The organism is Nitrospirota bacterium, assembly GCA_016212185.1.
Taxonomy (GTDB): Bacteria; Nitrospirota; Thermodesulfovibrionia; order UBA6902; family DSMQ01; genus JACRGX01.
Genome location: JACRGX010000015.1, coordinates 1 through 4,802 on the forward strand (window position 1 = coordinate 1; position 4,802 = coordinate 4,802).

A 4,802-nucleotide genomic window follows, 5' to 3' on the forward strand; every position below is an offset into this window, starting at 1 on the left:
TCAGGCAAGAGCACGCTTCTTAACATCATCGGCGGCTTGGACAACCCGAGCGGCGGAGATGTGATTATTGACTCCACGCAAATAAACAGCCTCACGGAAAATGAACTGGCTAAATTCAGGCGGGAAAAAATAGGATTTATATTCCAGCAGTCGCATCTGATACCCTATCTTAACGCAGTTGAGAATGTGATGCTGGCCCAGTACTTTCACAGCATGGCGGATGAAAAAGAGGCAGTGGAGGCATTAAAACGCGTAGGACTCGCGCACAGATTAAGGCACAGGCCCTCCCAGCTTTCAGGGGGCGAGCAGCAGCGCGTCTGCATTGCAAGGGCCTTGATAAATAACCCTGAACTTCTTTTGGCAGATGAGCCTACCGGAAACCTTGACAGGGAGAATACACGGATAATGCTGGAACTGCTTAAGGGAATTCATTCAGAAGAGCATTTTACAATAATTCTTGTTACCCATGACCCCTTTGTTTCCGGGTGGGGACAGAGGATTTTAACGATGGAAGACGGAAATATAAAAAATGATGAACTCATTGCTTCTCGGGGCTGAATTAGTCGGACTCAAAGAGGGATTCAAGGCGCTTATTGTATGGTTTGTCTTTTATTCATACCTTGTCGTAAATAATAAGAAAAATCTGATAAGACCTTTTTACGCCGGATTTCTTTCCGTATGCCTGATACTGCTTACTTCTTTTTTCCTTCCGCAGGGATTGATTCCCAGGGAATATCTGGGCAATGTTATTGCAATGTCTTTTGCAATTTTCCTCATTTTAAGCGCAGCCGCGCTGCTTTATATGTCAGGAGACCTTCCCGGCAAAGACAGTGAGGCTAAGTTTATTCCCGTCGGAGTTAAAGAAACCGCAATTGCCAATGTCCTTATATTTTTTTCAACGGTTTTATTTTTTTTACCCGATAGTATGGGTATAATTTTTTATCTTAAAGAAATTGCCCTTATGGCAGACAAGGCGTCAACCGTTTATCTGTATGCATTAATCGGACTTGCTGTTTCTCTTGTGATATTTATTGCCGTTGTTAAGTTTTATAAGCCTTACTGGATAGGCAGTTTTTTTGACATCCCGCAGATACTGCTTTTTCTTGCAATGGTGAAGCTTCTTGGCGGGGGGATAAAGGGGATTGCGGAATTATCCCTTATCCCTTCTGTGCAAAGGGGTTTTATTAAGTTTATACATGACATAATTCATCAGACGCTTGTGCTGGCGATGGTGCCGGACCATCCCCTGCTTAAGCCCACCACATGGAACTTTATAGGTATATTTTTCGGCACTAACATCGCTTCCATAGCATCGTTAATACTCCTGCTCCTTTTTCCTTTGATGTTTATTTATCACAGCTTGTTTAAGCCGCTGCCCGAGCCAGAGGCGCAGACAAATGCACAGAGGAGGAAGATAAAATCTTTCCTGCTTTCCGACAGGAGGAAAAAGGCATTGCCTGTCATATTTTTTATATGCCTTATCCTGATTGCATGGTTTTCGCAGGGGAGTGAACAGGTCACACGGCTCTACAACCCGAAGCCAGGACCGGTTGTTGCGGACAAAGGGGTTGTGGTTATCCCTCTGACACTGCCCGGAATGGATTTGACAGACGGCCTGCTGCATAAATTTTCATTGATACATGACGGGGATGAGATAAGAATAATAATAATCAAAAAATCCAGCAACGCCCTTGCCGTGTGTCTTGATGCATGTGAGATATGTCCTCCTGAGGGTTATGCACAGAGGGAAGACCATGTGGTATGCATATATTGCGGCACGCCGATTGCTATAGATACGCTTAGTGAGCCGGGCGGTTGCAATCCCATTCCTCTTGAGACTTCTGTAGATGCATTGTCTGTAAAGATAGAACTAAGCGAGATATTGAAAAAATGGGGATTTGTAACGGCAGGAAGCAATAAAGGGAAGGGAAAATAGATGCAGGATGCACGATACAGGATTATAAAGACGCCGATAAGGATTTTATCGTCGAAGGCATTTCTGCTCTGGGTCATAGGGTGCTGGATTTTTTATTATGTCCTGTCTGCAATCTGGCTTAAAGAGGCGTTCGGCAGTTTTATCAGCGGGGTCAGGGTAAACCTTTTTATACAGGCGCCGTTCCTTCTTTTTTTGGTCAGCGGCTATCTGAATCTAATCAGGGCGGCAAAGAGTGTTTTTAATAAAGGCATGGTTCAGTTTCTTTTATGGGTATTACTGCCTGCCGGCGCCCTTCTTTTTTTCACCGGGTTTTTCCTGAGCATCTGCACGAGACAAACAGGACAAATTATTATAGGACAGGGTGATGTTATCAAGCCTCCATGGAGTTCAAAAAGCTTCCGGGTAACTGGCATAAAGCCGGGACTTAGGGAAAAATTTCTTGATATTGATATGGAAAGGGGCATCTTTGCATATGAGCCAAAGCTTATAATTATTGATGAACTTTCTTCAAAGGAATCTGGAATAGGGGTATTCCCGCCTTCAAAGATTAATGGCACTTATTATCATATACTTAATTTCGGACTCGCCCCGGGCATAAGGTTTTCAGAAGGCGGTGATATAAAAGCCGAAGGTTACATGCCCTTGAAAATCCTTACACCCGGAAGCGGCGATTACTTTAAAATTCCACAGTATCCTTACAGGTTTTTGGTCAGCATGAAGCCTGAAAAAACCTTTCAAAGAGGGAATGTATATGCATCTCAGTTTAACCTAAAAAACTTTTCTTTTAAGATTAAGGTATTTAAAGGTGAAAAGGTTATTGAAGAGGGCGAATCAAGCGAAGGGATAATTTTTGATAATTTTACATTGCAGTTTTTTGAGCCTGCATATTGGGCGCAGCTTGAGGCGGTTAAGGATTCGGCACGCCTGATTATTCTTTACGGGATTTTATTGGTTTTTGCGGGCATCCCTGCATGGTTAGTCAGGTTTTTGCTGAGGCTTAAACAATCCGCTGTTTAAAGCTGTGCATCCTGCCCTGTTGCCGAGGCTGCATGCATTATGAAAATCGTTTTTTGCATTGCTCAGCAAGCCTATCCGCATATATGTAATTCCACGGTTAAAATAAGCATCACCATATTTGGGATTTATAGTGAGCGCTTTATTGTAATCTTCAATTGCCTTGTTTGTTTCACCTCTTGCATCAAGGGCATTCCCTCTGTTGGTATAAGCCCCTGCAAAATCCGGCTTAATAGCGATTGCCTTTATATAGTCTTCAACGGATTTATCATAATTTCCGATTTTGGAATAAAAAATACCGCGGTTATTATATGCCTCTGCAAAATCAGGTTTTATTGAAATGGCTATTGTAAAATCCGCAAGCGCCTTATCATAGAACCCGATAGTTACATAAGCATTACCCCTGTTATTGTACGCATAGGCATAATTTGGTTTAAGGGCAATTGCCTTTGTATAATTTTCAATGACTTTGTGAAGTTGTTTTTTATTGTTATATGCGACTGCAAGATTGCAATAAGGTCTTGCTTTTTCAGGGCTTTTATTCACTACATCCGTCCAGAGACTCATTTCATCTTTCCAAACGGCGTTTCTTTGGTAAGCGGCGATGGAAAGGGAAAGAACTACAGTAGCAAGTAGTAAGACCGTAATCCGTGATGCGTGATGAGAGAAAAAGGATGAAGGTTGAAGGTTGAAGGATGAAAAATAAGGAATATAATAAAAAATGGCTGAGACAAATGCGATTATTAATCCTATGCTTGGTAAATAAAGCCTGTGTTCAAAGATTACATCCTCAATTGGAATAACACTTGACTCAACAGACAGGGTTATGAAGAACCAGAAAATGCCAAAGGCGGTGAGGCGTGAACAGTGAACAGTGGACAGTGAATAGTCAACAGACGTTGAACTTTGAACCTTAAACTTTGAACGGTAAACAAGATAAACAGCAAGCCCCAAAATAGACAATAAAAGCAGAAACGACAGGAACACATTTGGATTGAAAAAGGAATTATAAACAGGATAGTCATAATCAAGGTTCTGGTTTGACGGCAGAAACAATAATCTGATATAAGTCACAATTACCCTGAACTGTGTAAAGAGATAATCCAGCCTTGACATATCGGTCTGAAGCCTTGCTGTCTCAGATACATCACTAAGCAAATCTCCGGCAGAAGTGTCAGCTCCGATATAAGACAGAGGGATGATGAGCATTGTAAGAAAAAAGGGAATAAGAAAGAAAAATCGTGATGCGTAATGCGTGAATAGTGAACAGTGAACAGTGAACAGTGAATAACCCCCTTTTATTCCCCCTTTGTCAAAGGGGGGCAAGGGGGAATTTTGTATTGAGCCTGAAGTTTCAGAGTTTTGAGACTTGCTAAAAAAGAAAATTTCATAAAGTACAATGATTATGGGGAGTGTGAAGGCAATTTCCTTAGTCTTCATTGCAAGGACAGCGGAAAAGACAGAGCCCAGATACCAGAACACAGATGACAGACTAAAGATTTTTTGCCTTTTGTCTGTGTTCTGTGTTCTGTGCTCTATGTTCTGAATTCTGAATTTCACATACATCGCCAGACTCAAGAGATAAAAGAGCGTTGCAAGTGACGTAAACCTCTGGACAAGGTAAGTGACTGCCTGCGTCTGAATGGGATGGGAGATAAAGAGCAGGGCGGAGAACAGGGCAATTAAGTTTATTGACTGTTGACCGTTAACCGTTGACGGTGCATCCTGCCCCTCTGCCACTTTGTCCCTTTGCCACTTTGCCACTCTAAAGAATGTCAGCAGCGCCAGCCAGTACACAAGCAATGCGTTTATGATATGGATTATGAGATTGACTGCATGATAGCCTGTGACA

Annotated in this window: 4 protein-coding genes; 3 read left to right on the forward strand and 1 reads right to left on the reverse strand. The window is 42.2% G+C overall.

What is annotated here, in order from left to right; genetic code table 11:
• The 3 genes from HZA10_01580 to HZA10_01590 form a co-directional block, all read left to right on the forward strand.
• A partial coding sequence (locus HZA10_01580) for an ABC transporter ATP-binding protein (protein ID MBI5194993.1) occupies positions 1-558 on the forward strand: 558 nt, incomplete at its 5' end.
• A complete protein-coding gene (locus HZA10_01585) occupies positions 530-1,936 on the forward strand; it encodes a DUF2318 domain-containing protein (GenBank protein MBI5194994.1) in 1,407 nt (468 codons plus the stop codon). The genes HZA10_01580 and HZA10_01585, both read left to right, overlap by 29 nt.
• Positions 1,937-2,953 (forward strand): hypothetical protein, encoded by a 1,017-nt coding sequence (locus HZA10_01590; protein MBI5194995.1) that lies wholly within the window; start codon positions 1,937-1,939, stop codon positions 2,951-2,953. It abuts the gene before it with no gap.
• On the opposite strand, the gene HZA10_01595 is transcribed toward HZA10_01590, so the two are convergent.
• Positions 2,912-4,802 (reverse strand): tetratricopeptide repeat protein (locus tag HZA10_01595; GenBank protein ID MBI5194996.1); only part of this gene is annotated, 1,891 nt, incomplete at its 5' end. The two genes, HZA10_01590 and HZA10_01595, sit on opposite strands and share 42 nt — an antisense overlap.

Excerpts from the sequence above, each read along its gene's own strand:
- HZA10_01590 (MBI5194995.1), top strand. The coding sequence starts at position 1,937 with ATGCAGGATGCACGATACAGGATTATAAAGACGCCGATAAGGATTTTA.
- HZA10_01585 (MBI5194994.1), top strand. The coding sequence starts at position 530 with ATGATGAACTCATTGCTTCTCGGGGCTGAATTAGTCGGACTCAAAGAG.